At 72.3% G+C, this 16432-nt stretch carries 12 protein-coding genes; 4 read left to right on the forward strand and 8 right to left on the reverse strand.

The window, feature by feature from the left end; genetic code table 11:
• Positions 1-22 precede the first annotated feature (22 nt).
• The 3 genes from PV796_RS12685 to ureA all read right to left on the reverse strand — a co-directional run bounded on the left by PV796_RS12685 (position 23) and on the right by ureA (position 3549).
• Positions 23-1063, reverse strand: a complete 1041-nt coding sequence (locus PV796_RS12685) for an agmatine deiminase family protein (protein WP_274913081.1) — start codon at positions 1061-1063, stop codon at positions 23-25.
• Positions 1064-1168: 105 nt separating this feature from the next.
• Positions 1169-2863 carry an urease subunit alpha gene (locus PV796_RS12690; protein WP_274913082.1) on the reverse strand — a complete coding sequence of 565 codons (1695 nt, stop codon included), beginning with the start codon at positions 2861-2863 and terminating at the stop codon, positions 1169-1171.
• Positions 2860-3549, reverse strand: a complete 690-nt coding sequence (ureA, locus tag PV796_RS12695) for an urease subunit gamma (protein WP_274913083.1) — start codon at positions 3547-3549, stop codon at positions 2860-2862. Before ureA ends, PV796_RS12690 begins: the two co-directional genes overlap by 4 nt.
• 270 nt (positions 3550-3819) lie before the next feature.
• On the opposite strand from ureA, the gene PV796_RS12700 reads away from it, so the two are divergent.
• Positions 3820-5259, forward strand: a complete 1440-nt coding sequence (locus PV796_RS12700) for a cytosine permease (protein WP_274913084.1) — start codon at positions 3820-3822, stop codon at positions 5257-5259.
• Positions 5260-5345: 86 nt separating this feature from the next.
• On the opposite strand, the gene PV796_RS12705 is transcribed toward PV796_RS12700, so the two are convergent.
• Both PV796_RS12705 and PV796_RS12710 read right to left on the reverse strand, forming a co-directional pair.
• Positions 5346-6434, reverse strand: a complete 1089-nt coding sequence (locus tag PV796_RS12705; RefSeq protein WP_274913085.1) for a branched-chain amino acid aminotransferase — start codon at positions 6432-6434, stop codon at positions 5346-5348.
• Between the two features lie 364 nt (positions 6435-6798).
• Positions 6799-7839 (reverse strand): 3-isopropylmalate dehydrogenase, encoded by a 1041-nt coding sequence (locus PV796_RS12710; RefSeq protein WP_274913086.1) that lies wholly within the window; start codon positions 7837-7839, stop codon positions 6799-6801.
• Between the two features lie 141 nt (positions 7840-7980).
• On the opposite strand from PV796_RS12710, the gene PV796_RS12715 reads away from it, so the two are divergent.
• Positions 7981-9603: a purple acid phosphatase family protein gene (locus PV796_RS12715; RefSeq protein WP_274913087.1), complete on the forward strand. Its 1623-nt coding sequence runs from the start codon at positions 7981-7983 to the stop codon at positions 9601-9603.
• Between the two features lie 79 nt (positions 9604-9682).
• Here the strand turns inward: PV796_RS12715 and PV796_RS12720 are convergent, their stop codons facing one another.
• From PV796_RS12720 to PV796_RS12730, 3 genes are all read right to left on the reverse strand, one after another.
• Positions 9683-9814 carry a hypothetical protein gene (locus PV796_RS12720; RefSeq protein WP_274913088.1) on the reverse strand — a complete coding sequence of 44 codons (132 nt, stop codon included), beginning with the start codon at positions 9812-9814 and terminating at the stop codon, positions 9683-9685.
• A gap of 315 nt (positions 9815-10129) precedes the next feature.
• Positions 10130-11770: an L-glutamate gamma-semialdehyde dehydrogenase gene (gene pruA / locus PV796_RS12725; protein ID WP_274913090.1), complete on the reverse strand. Its 1641-nt coding sequence runs from the start codon at positions 11768-11770 to the stop codon at positions 10130-10132.
• 217 nt (positions 11771-11987) lie between these two features.
• Positions 11988-12914: a proline dehydrogenase family protein gene (locus tag PV796_RS12730; protein ID WP_274913091.1), complete on the reverse strand. Its 927-nt coding sequence runs from the start codon at positions 12912-12914 to the stop codon at positions 11988-11990.
• Positions 12915-13119: 205 nt separating this feature from the next.
• On the opposite strand from PV796_RS12730, the gene PV796_RS12735 reads away from it, so the two are divergent.
• Positions 13120-14382: a PucR family transcriptional regulator gene (locus PV796_RS12735; RefSeq protein WP_274913092.1), complete on the forward strand. Its 1263-nt coding sequence runs from the start codon at positions 13120-13122 to the stop codon at positions 14380-14382.
• A gap of 222 nt (positions 14383-14604) precedes the next feature.
• Positions 14605-16332, forward strand: coding sequence for a TIGR03767 family metallophosphoesterase (locus PV796_RS12740; protein WP_274913094.1), 1728 nt, complete (start codon positions 14605-14607; stop codon positions 16330-16332).
• Positions 16333-16432 lie beyond the last annotated feature (100 nt).

Consider the following 16432-nt stretch of genomic DNA (forward strand, 5'->3'; position numbering starts at 1 on the left):
GGGTCGGGGCGGGCCTGGTGGGTCAGACCCTCGGTTGCTGCTGGGTGATGCAGTGGATGCCGCCACCCGCTGCGAAGATCGTACGGGCGTCGACCAGGGTCACGTCGCGGCCGGGGAAGAGCCGGCGGAAGAGCGCGGCCGCCTCCTCGTCGCGCGGGTCGTCGAAGGCGCACAGGACGATGCCGCCGTTGCACTGGAGGTGGTTGAGGTAGGAGTAGTCGACCGGTTCGCCGGCCACCTCGACGACGGTGGGCGCCGGGACCTCCACGACCTCCAGGTGCCGGCCGCGGGCGTCGGTGGCGGCGCGCAGCAGCTTGCCGAGCTCGGTGCAGATGGCGTGGTCGGGGTGGCCGGGGTCGGGCTGGGTGTGCAGCATCACCACGCCGGGGCGGGCGAAGGCGGCGACGATGTCGACGTGGCCGCGGGTGCCGAACTGGCCGTAGTCGGCGTACAGTCCGCGCGGCAGCCAGATGGCCTTGGCGGTGCCGAGGTGGGCGTGGATCTCCGCCTCGACCTCCTCCTTGCTGCGGCCGGGGTTGCGGCCCGGGTCGAGCTGGACGGTCTCGGTGAGCAGGACGGTGCCCTCGCCGTCGACGTGGATGCCGCCGCCCTCGTTGACCAGGGAGGTGGCGTAGCGGCGGGCGCCGGCGAGGTCGGCGACCTGCTCGGCGATCTGCGCGTCGCGGTCCCAGACGGCCCAGTCCTGGGCGCCCCAGCCGTTGAACACCCAGTCGACGGCGGCCAGTTGGCCGTTGCCGTCGGTGAGGAAGGTGGGGCCGATGTCGCGCATCCAGGCGTCGTCGAGGGGGCGTTCGACGAGGTCGATGCCGTCGCCGAGCAGGGCGCGGGCGCCGTCCAGTTGGCCGGGGCTCGCGACGACGGTGACCGGCTCGTACCGCCGGACCGCACGGGCGATGGCGGCCCAGGCGCGGCGGGCCTCGGCGAGCGAGGCGTCGCCCTCGGCGCCGAAGGTGAAGTTGGGGCCGGGCCAGGCCATCCAGGTGCGCTCGTGCGGGGCCCACTCGGGGGGCATCCGGAAGCCGTCGGCGGCAGGGGTGTTCATAAGGGTCCTCGGTCCTCGGAAGGTGCGCTCAGGTCGCGGAGCGGAAGGGGGCGTGGGGCGGGACGGTGTCCCGGGGCGGTGGGTGCGGGCCGGCGGCCGGTGGCGTCAGAGGAAGTAGAGCCTGGACAGCGAGACGACGTCGGCCGGTTCGGAGCGCATCGGCTCGCCGTCGAGGGTGACCAGTCCGGTGCGGGGGTCGACCTGGACGTCGCCGATGCGGGCGTTGTGGATCAGGTCGCGGGGGCCGATGCCGCGGGTGCCGCGGACGGCGACCCGGCGCCGGCGGGTGGGCAGGGTGTCGCCGCCCTGTTGGGCCGCGGCGCCGGCGACGAAGGCCACCGAGATCTCGGCCGGGGTGGCGCCGTGCGCCCCGAACTGCGGCCCCAGCACCAGGGGTTCGCAGGTGTCGGTGGCGGCGTTGGGGTCGCCGGTGACGCCGTAGGCGGGGAAGCCGGACTTGAGGACCAGTTGCGGTTTGGCGCCGAAGAACTGCGGCTGCCACAGCACGAGGTCGGCCATCTTGCCGACCTCGATCGATCCGACCTCGTGCGAAAGGCCGTGCGCGAGGGCGGGGTTGATGGTGAGTTTGGCGATGTAGCGCAGGACGCGGGCGTTGTCGTCGTGCGGGCCGTCGCCCTCGGTCGGGCCGAGTTCGGCCTTCATCTTGCCGGCCATCGCGAAGGTGCGGCGGACGGTCTCGCCGGCCCGGCCCATGCCCTGGGCGTCGGAGGAGGTGATGCCGATCGCCCCCAGGTCGTGCAGCACGTCCTCGGCGCCCATGGTGCCGGCCCGGATGCGGTCGCGGGCCATGGCGGCGTCGCCGGGCAGGTCGGTCTTCAGGTCGTGAACGGAGACGATCATGCCGTAGTGCTCGGCGACCGCATCCCGCCCGAAGGGGAGGGTGGGGTTGGTGGAGGAACCGATGACGTTGGGCACGCCGGCCATCTTCAGGACGTTGGGGACGTGCCCGCCGCCGCAGCCCTCGATGTGGAAGGCGTGGATGGTGCGGCCGTCCAGGACGCCCAGGGTGTCCTCGACCGACAGGCACTCGTTCAACCCGTCGCTGTGCAGGGCGACCTGGACGTCGTGGTCCTCGGCGACCCGCAGGGCGGTGTCCAGGGCGCGGGCGTGCGCGCCCATGTCCTCGTGGACCTTGAAACCCAACGCGCCGCCCTCGGCCAGCGCCTCGACCAGCGGGGCCTGGTCGGAGGACGAACCACGGCCCAGGAAGCCGATGTTGACCGGCCAGGCGTCGAAGGCGCCAAACGCATGGCCCAGCGCCCAGGGGGAGTTGACGCCGACGCCCCAGACCGGGCCGAACTCCTGGCCGATGATGGTGGTCACGCCGGAAGCCAGCGAGGCTTCCATCACCCGCGGGGAGAGCAGGTGGACGTGGGTGTCGATGGCACCGGCGGTGGCGATCATCCCCTCGCCGGAGACGATCGAGGTGCCCGTGCCGACGACGACGTCGACGCCGTCGAGAGTGTCGGGGTTACCGGCCCGACCGATGGCGTGGATGCGCCCCGCGCGGATGCCGATGGAGGTCTTGCGGATGCCCTGGACCGCATCGATCACCAGGACGTTGCTGATCACCACGTCGCAGGTCTCGCGCACCGCGGCGGCCTTGAGGTGCAACCCGTCACGGGCGGTCTTGCCGAAGCCGGCCAGGAACTCCTCACCGCGCTTCTGCGAGTCGGACTCCACCCGGACGACCAGCCCGCTGTCGCCCAGGACAACCCGGTCACCGGCACGCGGACCATGGACCGCGGCGTACTCGTGCGGGTCGATGCTCCGGGTCATCCCTGCTCCTCCGCTCCCAGATAGCCGCAGGCGGCGGCCCGCCGCAGCGCTTCGGTCTTGGCGCCCGGCGCGTCCAGCGGGCCGTCGACGAGCCCGGCGAAGCCGATCGCGATCCGCTCGCCACCGATCGGCACCAGCCCGACCTCACTCACCCCACCGGGATCGAACCGCACCGACGAGCCCGCCGGGACGCACAACCGCATGCCGTAGGCGGCCCCGCGGTCGAACTCCAACCGGGGGTTGACCTCGAAGAAGTGGAAGTGCGAGGTGACGCTGATCGGCACGGTCGCGGTGTTGCGGACCGTGAGCGTCAACGCGGGCTCGGGCTCCGGATCGGCCGGACCGGGCAACACCGCACCCGGGGCGCGCTCGCCGAGTCCACCGCCCTGGAACGGATCGCTGACCACCGCGAGCCGGGAACCGTCGTCGAAGACGGCCTCCACATGCACCTCGGTGACGACATCGGCCACCCCCGGCAGCACGTCATCGGGGCCCAACACGCTGCGGGCCGCCTCGATGGCCTGCGCGAGGCGGCGCCCGTCCCGCGCCGCCTCGCAGACCGTGTCGGCGATCAACGCGGTCGCCTCGGGCACGTTCAGCCTCAGTCCGCGAGCCCGCCGGGCCCGCGCCAGTTCCGCCGCGCCGAACAACAGCAGTCGGTCGCGTTCCGTGGGGGTGAGCCGCATCCGGTCCCTTCCTCCCGCTCGAATTGAGCGCCACTCTAACTCGGAATTCATCATTCCGAAACCATTGACCTAGTCGGGAAGTGTGCTTCATATTGAGCGTCGCTCTAATGGATGGCTTGAACTGATCGTTCTTAGAGCATCACTCAAAAGTCCTCGCCGGCGCGAGCCCCCACTTCGTAGGCATCGCCGACGAACGCCCCACCCACCGACGGAGCACCGCACCAGCACCGCTTCGAAACCTTTTCGTTCCGGCCTCTCAGGGGAGCCCTCATGCCGATAGAACAACGCGGAGTCGACACCGTCCCGGACGAGGAGCGGACCAGTCGCCCGCGTGACCTGGTCTCCATCCTGCTCGGCTCGAACCTCGCGCTCGGCGTGGTGATCTTCGGCTGGCTCCCGGTCTCCTTCGGCCTCGGCTTCTGGGGTTCGGTCACCTCCCTCGCCGCCGGCACCCTGGTGGGCGCGCTGCTGACCGCGCCGCTCGCCCTGGTCTCGCTGCGCAGCGCGACCAACCTCTCCACCTCCAGCGGCGCCTTCTTCGGCGTCCGCGGCCGGCTCATCGGCTCGGTGATCGGGCTGCTGCTCTCGCTCGGCTACACCGCGCTGACCCTGTGGGTCGGCGGCGACGCGATGGTCGACTGCCTGCACCGCCTCACCGGCCTGCCGGCCGACGGGGCGGCGTACGCGCTCGTCTACGCGGTGCTGGCCGCGGCCACCGCCGTCGGCGCGGTCTACGGCTACAAGGTGCTGCTGCGGCTCAGCAAGGTGCTCGCGGTGGGCCTGACGGTCCTGCTGGTGATCGGCCTCCTCGCCTACGCCCACCACTTCAGCACCGGCCCGGTGCCCGGCGTCCACTACGCGCTCGGCGGCTACTGGCAGACCTGGCTGCTCTCCGCGGTCTCCGCCGGCCTGAGCGGCCCGATCGCCTTCATCACCCTGCTCGGCGACTACAGCCGCTACATCTCCCCGCGCCGCCACACCTCCAAGGCGGTCTTCGGCGCCACCTACCTCGGGCTGGTGCTCGGCCTGCTGGTGCCGCAGCTCTTCGGCACGTTCAGCGCGCTCGCGGTCGGCGCCGGCACCGACTACGCCGGCCCTTTGGTCGCCGGGGCACCCGCCTGGTACCTGGTGTTCCTGCTGCTCAACGCCTCGGCCGGATCGGCCGGCAACTCCGGGTTGATGCTCTACAGCATGGGCCTGGACCTGGACGCGATCCTGCCGCGCGCCACCCGCACCCAGGCCACCTACGTCGTCGCCGCGCTCGCCACCGTGCTGGTCTACGTCGGCCACTTCCTGTGGGACGCGCAGAACGCGATGACCTCCTTCGTCCTGCTGATGACCGCCATCGGCACGCCGTGGGCGGTCATCACCGTGATCGGCTTCGTCCGCTGCCGCGGCGTCTACGACGCGGAGTCGCTCCAGGTCTACAACCGCGGCACGGTCGGCGGCGTGTACTGGTTCAAGGCCGGCTGGAACGTGCGGGCCGCGCTCGCCTGGGCGCTGGGCTCAGCGGTCGGCCTGCTGGCCGTCGGCTCCCCCTACGAGGGGCCGCTGCTGCACCTCACCGGCGGCATCGACATGAGCTTCCTGCTGGCCGCCGCCACCGCCGCCGTCGTCTACCTCGCCCTGGTCGCCCGGCAGTCGCGCCCGGTGCCGCCGCTGCACCCGGCTGCGACGCCGACCCGGGAGGCGCCCGCCGAGGTCGGCTGACCCGCCGGCCCGCGCGCGCGGACGGCGAAGGCCGCCCCGGCGGGGAGCCGGGGCGGCCTTCGAAGGTGTCCGGGAGACGCGGGCCGTCAGCCGATGCGGTGCATCCAGCCGTGCGCGTCGGGGACCACCCCGCGCTGGATGTCCAGCAGCGCCTCGCGCAGCTTCAGCGTGACCTTGCCCGGCTCGCCGCCGGACTCGTGCCACTCGGCGCCCGCGCGCTTGACCGTGCCGACCGGGGTGATCACCGCGGCGGTGCCGCAGGCGAAGACCTCGGTGAGCGCGCCGCTGGCGGAGTCGTTCTGCCACTGGTCGCAGGAGACCCGGCCCTCCTCCGCCTCGTAGCCGAGGTCGCGGGCGACGGAGAGCAGCGAGTCGCGGGTGACGCCGGGCAGCAGCGAGCCGGTCAGCGTCGGGGTGACGATCTTGTCGCCGTAGACGAAGTAGAGGTTCATCCCGCCCAGTTCCTCGACCCAGGTGTGCTCCACGGCGTCGAGGTAGGCGACCTGGTCGCAGCCGCGGGCCGCGGCCTCGGCCTGGGCCAGCAGCGACGCGGCGTAGTTGCCGCCGGTCTTGGCGTCGCCCATGCCGCCGGGGACGGCCCGCACCCGGTCCTCGGACAGCCAGATGGAGACCGGCTTGACGCCGCCGGGGAAGTAGGCGCCGGCGGGCGAGGCGATGACGACGAAGAGGTACTCGTTGGCGGGCTTGACGCCCAGCCCGACCTCCGTGGCGATCATGAACGGGCGCAGGTAGAGCGACTCCTCGCCGCCGTGCGGCGGCACCCAGTCCTGGTCCTGCTGGACCAGCAGGTCACAGGCGGCCAGGAAGGTCTCGACCGGCAGCTCCGGCATCGCCAGCCGGCGGGCGGACGCCTGGAAGCGCCGGGCGTTGGCGTCCGGACGGAAGGTGGCGACGCTGCCGTCGGGCTGGCGGTACGCCTTCAGCCCCTCGAAGATCTCCTGGGCGTAGTGCAGGACGTTGGTCGCCGGGTCGAGGGAGAGCGGACCGTAGGGCACGAGCTGCCCGTCGTGCCAACCGCGCCCCTCGGTCCACTTGATCGTCACCATGTGGTCGGTGAAGTACCGGCCGAAACCGGGGGCGGCGAGGATCTTCTCCCGCTCCGCCGCGGGCAGCGGATGCGCGGAGGGCTTGAGCTCGATGGTGGGCGTCGTCATGTATCCGTGTCCTTCGCTGCGTGTCCGATACCGGGGGTACTCCCCACCCAGCGTGCGCCGGGGAGGATCACCGGCCCTCCGGCCGGGGGCGTTCCCCGCTCGCCGCACCGGTGCGGTGGGGAGCGGCCGCACACCGTCGTCCCGTGGCCGTACCGGTCGTTACTGGGACGTTTCGAGTTTCCGACCGACGGCCCCTCGTCCGATTATCGCGCGTGGGTGTCCGCCTCTGGAACCGGTGTGCGCGGCCCGCGTCAGATGGTGGCATCCGACCCGCCGGTTGCCCAGACGGGCCGGGGTCGGGGTATGCGGACAGCGCCGGACCGTGGTCGGCCCGGCGCTGTCGGTACTGCTGGTGCGTCGGGCGTCAGCCCGCTACGCGTGCGGCGAGCGCGTCCCCGATCTGGTCGGTGGTGCGGGCCGTACCGTCCCTGGCCTCCAGGTCGGCGGCGACCTCCGCCTCGATGCGGGCCGCCTGCTCGTCGAGGCCGAGGTGCCGGAGCAGCAGGGCGACGGAGAGGATGGTGGCGGTCGGGTCGGCCTTGCCGGTGCCCGCGATGTCCGGCGCGGAGCCGTGCACCGGCTCGAACATCGAGGGGAACTCCCCGGTGGGGTTGATGTTCCCGGAGGCGGCCAGGCCGATGCCGCCGGTGACGGCCGCGGCGAGGTCGGTGAGGATGTCGCCGAAGAGGTTGTCGGTGACGATCACGTCGAACCGCTCGGGCTGGGTGACGAGGAAGATCGTCGCCGCGTCGACGTGCAGGTAGTCGGTGGTGACCTCGGGGTACTCCCGGCCGACCTTGTCGAAGATGTTCTTCCACATGTGGCCGGCGTAGACCAGGACGTTGTTCTTGTGCACCAGCGTCAGCTTCTTGCGCGGGCGGGAGTTGGCCCGCTCGTAGGCGTCCCGGACCACCCGCTCCACGCCGTAGGCGGTGTTGACGCTGACCTCGGTGGCGACCTCGGCGGGGGTGCCGGTGCGCAGGCTGCCACCGTTGCCGGTGTACGGGCCCTCGGTGCCCTCGCGGACGACGACGAAGTCGATGTCGGGGCGGCCGGCCAGCGGCGTCGCGGTGTTCGGGAAGAGCTTCGAGGGACGCAGGTTGACGAAGTGGTCGAAGGCGAAGCGGAGTTTGAGCAGCAGTCCGCGCTCCAGGACGCCGGACGGCACCGAGGGGTCGCCGATCGCGCCGAGCAGGATCGCGTCGTGCTCCTTGAGCGCCGCCAGCTCCGCGTCCGGGAGGGTCTCGCCGGTGCGGTGCCAGCGCCTGGCCCCGAGGTCGTACTCCTTGGTTTCCAGCTTGACGTCCTGCGGGAGGACCGCGGTCAGGACCTTCAGGCCCTGCGCCACGACTTCCTGGCCGATTCCGTCACCGGGGATCACTGCGAGGCGAATGCTGCGAGACATGCCTGGACCCTACTCTTCGTCCCATTGATTGACACGTCATGTCCGACATGCGGACAGGGTGCACCGGCCGACAGCCAGCGGCCATCCGCCGTTCACCCGCGGGCCCCACCGCCGTCGGTCGGACTTGTCAGATTCGGCCACATGACTGCACACCCCCGGGGGGAGCGCCCCCAGCCCTCGCACACCCCCCGCGTCGGCATACCGGAGCACCTCGCGGCCCGGATGACCATGCCCGAGCAGCACGAGTACCTCCGCACCAAGCTGACCCGCCGGGGCCTGCTGCGCAGCTCCGCGGTGACCGCCGGCATGGTCGCCGGCGCCGGCCTGCTGACCGCCCCGGCCGCGCAGGCCGCTCAGCCCGCCGGCCCGACGCTGCTCTCCGCGCCCGCCACCGCCGCCGTCGACGGCCACCTGGTCGCCCCGTTCGGCCGCCACCTCGCCTTCGGCGCCGATCCGCGGACCCAGATGCGGGTGTCCTGGCAGGTGCCGTTCGCGGTCAAGCGGCCGTTCCTGCGGGTCGGTTCGACCCCCTGGGACCTGGGCCGCAAGGTCCCGGCGGAGGTGCGCCACCTGCACACCCCGGCGCTGTCCGGCAAGCTGCCGGCGGTCGACCAGTTCTATCTGCACGCGGCCCTGGACGGCCTGCGCCCGGGCACCACCTACTACTACGGCGTCGGCCACGACGGCTTCGACCCCGCCGACCCGCGCCACTTCGGCACCGTCGGCACCTTCCGCACCGCGCCGGCCCGCGCCGAGAAGTTCGTCTTCACCGCCTTCGGCGACCAGGGCGTCAGCTACCACGCGCTCGCCAACGACCAGTTGATCCTGGGGCAGAACCCGTCCTTCCACCTGCACGCGGGCGACATCTGCTACGCCGACCCGGACGGCCAGGGCTCCGAGCACGACACCTACGACGCCCGCACCTGGGACCAGTTCCTCGCCCAGACCGAGACGGTGGCCAAGTCGGTGCCGTGGATGGTGACCACCGGCAACCACGACATGGAGGCGTGGTACTCCCCCAACGGCTACGGCGGCCAGTCGGCCCGCTGGTCGCTGCCGACCAACGGCCCGGACCCCCAACACGCCCCCGGCGTCTACTCGTTCACCTACGGGAACGTCGCGGTGATCGCCCTGGACGCCAACGACGTCTCCTACGAGATCCCCGCCAACGCCGGCTACACGCAGGGCCGACAGACCCGCTGGCTGGACCGCCGGCTCGGCGAGCTGCGCGCCGCCCACGGCATCGACTTCCTGGTGGTCTTCTTCCACCACTGCGCCTTCTCCACCACCAACTCGCACGCCTCGGAGGGCGGGGTCCGGGACGCCTGGCTGCCGCTCTTCGAGAAGCACCAGGTGGACCTGGTGATCAACGGCCACAACCACGTCTACGAGCGCACCGACGCCCTCAAGGGCGGCCACGTGGCCAAGCGGGTCCCCGTCGGGGAGACCGTCGACGCCGCGCACGAGGGCATCGTCTACGTCACGGCCGGCGGCGCCGGGAAGTCGCTGTACGACTTCCCCGTGCCCGACAGCTACGAGGGCCACGTGAAGGACCTCGACCACGTGGACACCTACCACTGGATCAAGGGCGGGGCGAAGGCCAAGGAGAGCGTCGAGTGGTCCCGGGTCCGCTACACCGGCTACTCGTTCATCGCCGTCGAGGTCACCCCGGGCGCCCGGCCCAGGATGGCGGTCACCGCCCTCGCCGAGTCCGGTGAGCGCATCGACCACTTCGCGGTCACCCGGTCCCGCCGCCGACACTGACCGCCCGCACCACCGCGCGAAGGGGCGCCCGGGACCAACTCCCGGGCGCCCCTTCGCGCATGAGCGGGGTCGGCGTGGCTCAGTGACCGGTGGCGCCGCCGTTGTCGCGGCGGTCGAGTGCGCGCTGGAGGGCGGCCGCGGCGTTGCGGCGGTCGGCGTCGTTGGTCTGACGGGAGGAGTGACGGGTCCTGCGGACGATGGTCTCGGCCATGATGCGCGTCTCCAATGCCAAAGCCCCGAGCTGAAGGGGTGCGTCGAAGAAGAGGGGTGGGTGGTGCAGGGATGGCCAAAGGGGCGGGGGCCGCGGCACCACAGGGGTCACCTGCGCTCGGCGTGCCGGGCCGCATCCGCGTTCGCTGGATGGAGCGAAGCGTTCGGCTTCTACAAAGCTAGGCCAGCGCGGCCGTGCTGTCTGCACAATTACTTGGGCTTCCTACTATTTGAGACGGAAGCGACCCGGCAGCCGGAAACGCCGAGGGCCCGGCCCCCCGAAAAGGGGAGGCCGGGCCCTCGGCAGGGGCGGGTGTCAGCCCATGTGCGGGTACCGGTAGTCGGTCGGCGGGACCAGCGTCTCCTTGATGGAGCGGGTCGAGGTCCAGCGCATCAGGTTCTGCTTGGCGCCGGCCTTGTCGTTGGTGCCGGAGGCCCGGCCGCCGCCGAACGGCTGCTGGCCGACGACGGCGCCGGTGGGCTTGTCGTTGATGTAGAAGTTGCCCGCGGCGAACCGCAGCCGCTCGCAGGTGGCGACGGCCGCGGCGCGGTCCTGGGCGATGACGGCACCGGTCAGGCCGTAGGCCGAGGCGGACTCCATCTGGTCCAGCATCGCCCCGTAGCCGCCCTCGACCGAGTCGTCGTAGACGTACACGCCGAGGATCGGGCCGAAGTACTCGTCCTTGAAGATCTCGTTCTCCGGGTCGGTGGAGACCAGGACCGTCGGGCGGACGAAGTAGCCCACGCTGTCGTCGTAGGTGCCGCCGGCCACGACCTCGACGGTCGGGTCGGCCTTGGCGCGGTCGATCGCCGCCTTGTTCTTGGCGAACGAGCGCTCGTCGATGACGGCGCCCATGAAGTGCGCCAGGTCGGTGACGTCACCCATGGTCAGGGCGTCGACCTCGGCGGCGAACTCCTCCTTGAAGCCGGCGTTCCACAGCGAGGCCGGGACGTAGGCGCGGGAGGCCGCGGAGCACTTCTGCCCCTGGAACTCGAAGGCGCCGCGGGTCATGGCGGTCTTCAGCACGGCGCGGTCGGCCGAGGGGTGGGCGACGATGAAGTCCTTGCCGCCGGTCTCGCCGACCAGCCGCGGATAGGTCTTGTACGCCTCGATGTTGGTGCCGACCGTCTTCCAGAGGTACTGGAAGGTCCTGGTCGAGCCGGTGAAGTGGATGCCGGCCAACTCGGGGTGGGTCAGGGCCACTTCGGAGACGTCCTTGCCGTCGCCGGTGACGAGGTTGATGACGCCGGGCGGCAGGCCGGCCTCCTCCAGCAGGCGCATCAGCAGCACCGCGGCGAAGGTCTGCGTCGGGGACGGCTTCCAGACCACGACGTTGCCCATCAGGGCGGGGGCGGTGGGGAGGTTGCCGGCGATCGCGGTGAAGTTGAAGGGCGTGATCGCGTAGACGAAGCCTTCGAGGGGGCGGTGGTCGGAGCGGTTCCAGACGCCCGGGGAGTTCACCGGCGGCTGCTCGGCCAGGATCTGCCGCGCGAAGTGGACGTTGAAGCGCCAGAAGTCGACCAGCTCGCAGGGGGTGTCGATCTCGGCCTGCTGGGCGGTCTTGGACTGGCCGAGCATGGTGGCGGCGGCCAGCGTCTCGCGCCAGGGACCGGCGAGCAGGTCGGCGGCCTTGAGGATGATCGCGGCACGGTCGTCGAAGGGCATCGCGCGCCAGGCGGGGGCGGCGGCCAGCGCGGCGTCCACCGCGTCCTGGGCGTCCTGGACGGTGGCGTTGGCGTACGTGCCCAGGCGGGCGGAGTGGTGGTGCGGCTGCACGACGTCGAAGCGCTCGCCGCCGCCCATCCGCCGCTCACCGCCGATGGTCATCGGCAGCTCGATGGGGTTGCCGGCCAGCTCCTTGAGCTTGGCCTCCAGGCGGAAGCGCTCCGGGCTGCCCGGGGCGTAGCTGTGCACCGGCTCGTTCACCGGCACGGGGACCTGGGTCACAGCGTCCATAGCGGCCGTGTCTCCTTACGCTTGCGATCGTCGTTCGCGATCGTTTCGTTGTCGTACGTCGGTGTACGTCGGTCGTGCCGAGGCCACTGCCACGGCGGGTGTCCCGGAGGCGGCGGTGAAGGCGCCGCCCCCGGAGGTTTCCCCCACTTCCAGAATCCACCCATAGGCTCTCAAAAGGGATGGTAAATCCCGCCCCAAAAGAGCCGGTCGGCAGGGGTCAGCCGCGGGTGGCCAGGGACCTCAGGAAGAAGGCCAGGTTGGCGGGGCGCTCGGCGAGCCGGCGCATGAAGTAGCCGTACCAGTCCGTCCCGTACGGGATGTAGACCCGCATCCGGTGGCCCTCCTCCACCAGGCGCCGCTGCTCCGCCTCGCGGATGCCGAACAGCATCTGGAACTCGTAGTCGGCGGGCTTGCGGCCGCTGCGGTGCGCCAGCTCCTGGGCGATGGCGACCATCCGCGGGTCGTGGGACCCGACCATCGGGTAGCCCTTCCCCGCCATCAGGATCTTCAGGCAGCGCACATAGGCCCGGTCGACCTCCCGCTTGTCCTGGAACGCGACCGCCGCGGGCTCCTTGTACGCGCCCTTGACCAGTCGCACCCGGGAGCCTTCCCCGGCCAGTGCGCGGCAGTCGTCCTCGGTGCGGAAGAGGTAGGACTGCAGCACCGCGCCGGTCTGCGGGAACCGCTCGCGCAGCTCCTTGAGGATCGCCAGGGTGGAGTCGACCGTGGTGTGGTCCTCCATGTCCAGCGTCACGGTGGTGCCGGCCTCGGCGGCGGCCTCGACGACGGGGGTGACGTTGCGCAGCGCGAGGTCGTGTCCACCGGACAGCGCCTGCCCGAAGGCGGAGAGCTTCACCGACATCTCGGCCTTGGGGCCGAGCCCCAACTCCTTGAGCGCCGCGGCCAACTGGAGATAGGCGTCGCGGTTGCGGAGCGCCTCGGCCGGGTCGGTGATGTCCTCGCCGAGGTGGTCGAGGGTGACCTCCATGCCGCGGGCGGCGAGGGTGCGCACCGCCGCCATCGACTCGTCCAGGTGCTCGCCGGCGACGAACCGGTCCACCACGGGACGGGTGACCGGAGCGGCCGCGACGACGCGTCGGATGCTGTCGCTGCGCGCGGCGGCGAGAAGCACGGGACCCAGCATGGGGCACCTCCACGATTCAGGATGACAAATGCCGGGGCGGGCGCCGAGCGGCGGCACGCGGCGGCAAGATGAGCCACCTGAAATTTAAGGATCTCGCCACTTTCCGGCCATCGACAGCTGTCACGCCTTCGTGGCCGGCATCTCAGACAGATGTATGAGAATGGGAGTGAGGTGACGGCAGGGACAGGAGAGGGGCCGGGCGACGGTGCGCAGCGACTACCAACAGTTGGTGGACGAGATCTCGGCGGCGCTCGGCGCGCCGGCGACCCTGGAGGACCGGGACTTCCAACTCATCGCCTTCGGGGCGCATGAGGGCGAGGACGACGAGGTCATGGACCCGGTGCGGACCCGCTCGATCCTCCAGCGGCGGTCCTCGGCGGCGGTGCGGGCGTGGTTCGAGGCGTTCGGGATCGCCCGGGCCACCTCCCCGCTGCGGATCCCGCCGGACCCGGCGGCCGGCGTGTTCAAAGGCCGGATCTGTCTCCCGGTACGGCACCGGGGCGTGGTGCACGGCTACGTCTGGCTGCTGGACGACGGCCATCTGACCGACCTGGAGCTGGGCGGCCACGACACCCCGCCGGACCCCCGGATGGCGCAGGCGATGGAGAGCGCCGCCCGGATCGGCGCCCTGCTGGCCGAGGAGTCCCGAGCCGGCTCCGAACTCGCCGAAGTGCTCCGGGAGTTGCTCACCTCCCGTACGGACGGCAAGGCCGCGGCCGCGGCGGGCGCGTTGCGGGACGCCCTCCGGGACACCCTCCGCTTCTCCCCCGGCACCCCGCTCACCCTGGTCGCCGTCCTCCCCTGGGACACCACCGCCACCGACGCGGCCCCGCTACCGGCCCTGCCCGGACTGCTCGCCGCCTGCCCGCTGCCCGCGGCGGACGCCGGAGCGCCGGACCGGCCGGGCCCGGGCGCCGCGGAGCCCGTGCTGGCCGCGCTGGTCCGGCTGCGCCAGGCCGCCTCGCTCGCCCCGGCCCACACCGCCGCCGACCATCTGCTGCGCTCGCCGCGAGCCGGCAGCGCGCCCGCGGCGACCGGCCGGACGGGAGCCCGTCCCACCCGGGGCGCGGCCGGAATCGGCGTCCCCACCCGGGAGTTGACCGAGCTGCCGGACTCCTGGCGGCAGGCCCTGGCCGCGGCCCGCGCGGCCCGCGCCGAGCCCCGGCTCAGCCCCGTCGCCGAGTGGACCGACCTCGGCGCCTACCGCCTGCTGACCGCCCTCCCGGCCGCCGCGCCCGACCCGGCCGTCGGCCCGCTGCTCGCCCCCGCGCACGCCGAACTCGCCCGTACGGTCGAGGCGTTCCTCGACTGCGCCGGCCAGGCCGGCCGCACCGCCCAGCAGCTCGGCATCCACCGCCAGACGCTCTACTACCGCCTGGGCCGGGTCGAGAAGCTGACCGGGCTGGACCTCGACGAGGGAGCGGACCGCCTGCTGCTCCACATGGCTCTGAAGGCGGCCCGGTTGTGAGGTGGCTGTGAGGCCGCTGTGAGGCGGCCGCCGGGGGATGCCTGGAGTGCCCCGGGATGGCATCTGTTGGCCATCTGACGGCCGCAAACCCTTTGTCCACAGGGCCTGTTGCCGGCCACTACCGGCAAGTAGCGTGTGCGCCGATCGAGGGTGCCCGGCCGCCGGACCGGCTCGCGGGACCCGTCGCCGACCCGCCATGTGCGGCCACTCCAGGGGGATTTGATGCACGGGATGAACCGCCGCCAGTTCGTGTCGAGGGCGTCCGCCGCGCTGGCGGGCGCGGCGCTGTGGTCGGCGGCCGCCTCCGACCGGGCGCTGGCGGCCACCGCCGCGCGGGCCGTGCGGACCGGGGGCACCACCCTGGAGCAGGCCGCCCGGCCGACCGGCACCGGGGCGTACAAGAGGCTGGTGGCCGGGCCGGGTTGGCCGCTGGTGGTGCGCCGCGAGCTGGCCGCCGGGAGCGCCGGGCGGGACGACCGCCGGACCGGCCTCGCCTCGTTCGTGCAGTTCACCGACCTGCACCTGGCGGACGTCGAGTCGCCGGTGCGGTTCGAGTATCTGGCCCGGTTCATCGACAGCGCGCACCGCCCGCAGGAGGCGCTGACGGTGCGCGGCGCCGCCTCCCTCGTCGAGCGGGTCAACGCGGTGCGCCAAGGCCCGTACACCGGCCGGCCGTTCGGCCTGGTCATGGCCACCGGCGACAACACCGACAACCACGAGAAGATCGAGCTCGACTGGTATCTGACGGTGATGAGCGGCGGTCGGATCACCCCCAACAGCGGCGACCCCAAGCGCTACGAGGGCGTGCAGAACTCCGGCAACGCCGCGTACTGGAACCCGGAGTCCCCGATCCGGGACGACTACAAGGCCAAGGGCCTGCCCGAGATACCGGGCTTTCTCTCCGGCGCGACCCGCCCGTTCACCGCGCCCGGCCTGTCCGTCCCCTGGTACACCACGGTCGGCAACCACGACGACAGCATCCAGGGCACCCTGCCCGACCTCGGCCTGTTGAACGCGCTCTACACCGGCGACCGCAAGCTGGAGGGCTGCGACGACACCACCGCGGCCAAGCTGGCCGACGCCCTGCGGAACGACCCGGGCCACGCCGCCACGCTGCTCGGCTCACTGCTGGCCGACCGCGGCGCGATCCGCAAGGTCACCCCGGACGAGCGGCGCCACCCGTTCACCCCGGCCGAGTTCGCCAAGGCCCATCTGGACCCGGCGCACACCGGCCCCGGCCCGGTGGGCCACGGCTTCACCTCCGACGCGGCGGCCAGCGGCCGGCTCTACTACACCCTCCCGCTCGCCGAGGGCGTCCTCGGCATCAGCCTGGACACCACCAACCGGGCCGGCTGGGCGGACGGTTCGCTCGGCACCGAGCAGTTGCACTGGCTGGAGTCGACGCTGAAGGCGCACAGCAGCCGCTGGTACGACGCCGACGGCCGCCCGGTGCGCGGCAGCGGGGGTGACGCGCTGATCGTCCTGTTCAGCCACCACACCAGCGCCACCATGGGCAATCTGCTGCCCGACCCCTACCGCCCGTTCGAGGGCCGGCACGACGGCAAGGCCCTGGTCGCCCTGTTGCAGCGCTTCCCCAACGTCGTCGCCTGGGTCAACGGCCACACCCACGAGAACCGCATCACCCCGCACGCGCACGCCGTCCCCGAGCGCGCCTTCTGGGAGATCAACACCGCCTCGCACGTGGACTATCCGCAGCACGCCCGGATCATCGAGCTGGCCGACAACGGCGACGGGACGCTCTCCCTGTTCACCACCCTGATCGAGTCCGCCGCCCCGTACGCCGCCTCCCCCGCCGACACCTCGGACGCCGGACTCGCCGCCCTGTACCGCGAGTTGTCCTACAACGACCCCTACGCCACCCCGGACGCCAAGCTGGGCGCGCCCGCCGACCACAACACCGAGCTGCTGCTGACCCGCCCGGGGAGGTGAGCGCCGGCCCGGTCCGGCGCACGGCGCGCGGGCGGCCGAACGGGGCGGCGGCGCGGGCGACTTGCCCGGACGCGGGCCGCGGCGCCGGGCGCCCGGCCCG

It is taken from the genome of Streptomyces sp. WZ-12, from assembly GCF_028898845.1.
Lineage (GTDB): Bacteria > Actinomycetota > Actinomycetes > Streptomycetales > Streptomycetaceae > Streptomyces.